The organism is Mesorhizobium sp. WSM4935 (genome assembly GCF_029625735.1).
Classification (GTDB): Bacteria; Pseudomonadota; Alphaproteobacteria; order Rhizobiales; family Rhizobiaceae; genus Mesorhizobium.
Window position 1 is genome coordinate 1 of record NZ_JARTVR010000040.1, and the last position, 1,176, is coordinate 1,176.

The window sequence follows — 1,176 nt, forward strand, 5'->3', positions numbered from 1 at the left end:
GTCGACCGTGAACAATCCGAGCCCTAAGCGGCGACCGGCTTCGGCCGGATTTGAAGCAGGGCAATCAAGAGCGACAAAAACCCCTTCAGCCACCTGAGCAGGAGGGAGAAGTTGTAGCCGGCGGCGGCCAGGATGGCGTTGAGGGTGTCGCCCTGCTGGCCGGCGAGGTAGTTGCGGCCCATTCTGTGTTCGCTCTTGATGTGGCCGATGACGGGCTCGACCGCCGACCGCCGTCGCATCTGGCGCTTGATGGCTGGGGTGACGCGGCGTTTCTGGCCCGCGGTGAAGACCCTGAGCTTGTGGCTCTGCGGTGCGTTGTGGCCGCGATAGCCGGCGTCGGCGAGGATGCGGCCGATCTCGTTGCCGATGGTCTTTTCCATGTCGGGGATGACGCTTGCCAGCGTGTGGCCGTCATAGGGATTGCCGGGCAGTGCTTTTGCATGCAGGGCGAACTGGCCGCCCCTGGAGCGCTTCAGCGTGGTGGCCACCGACACCTTCACCCCGAACTCGTAGGGCGCATGCGCCTTGCCCTTGCCGATGCATTCCACCTCGTGTGCGTGCAGGCTGTAGATCTTGCGGCCGCGCTGGCGCTGGCGTTGCTCGAGAACGGTGGCGGCCTGGTAGAGCGGCCATTTGAACAGCGTCCAGCCCCTGATCGCCGGCGATCTGGCGACCAATGTCGCGAATGGTCCGGCCGAGATAGGTCTTGAGCTTGCGTAGCGCCTTGTTGGCCCGCTTGAACTGCTTGGCGTGGGCATAGCGCTGGTGGCTGATCAGCGCCAGCTTGCCGACCCGCACATAACTCTGGCGCAAATGGAGACCCGTCCTCTTGGCCAGCCGCACCAGCCGTTCGCGTGCCCGATGGATGAGCTTGGCGTCGGTCGGGAACATGACGTTCTTCGGCTGCACGGTGGTGTCGACGATCACCTGGCGCGTGTCGGCCGGTTTCATCGCCCCGGTCTTGACCGCGAGGCTGAGGCTCTCCTGCAACAGCACCATAATCCGCTCCTCGCCCATACGGCTGCGCCAACGCGTCATCGAGGAGCGGTCGAACGGCAGCGTATGGCAAAAGAACGTCTCGCCGGTGAGATACTGGAAATAAGGGTTCTCCACCCAGCGCTCGCACAGCACCTCATCCGACAGGTTGAAGGTGTGCTTGAGGATCGCCAGCCCCGC

1 pseudogene is annotated in these 1,176 nt (G+C 64.2%); it reads right to left on the bottom strand.

Going from position 1 to position 1,176, the window contains the following annotated elements:
* Positions 1-23 precede the first annotated feature (23 nt).
* Positions 24-1,176, bottom strand: a pseudogene (locus P9273_RS31985) (IS5 family transposase); the annotation flags it as partial.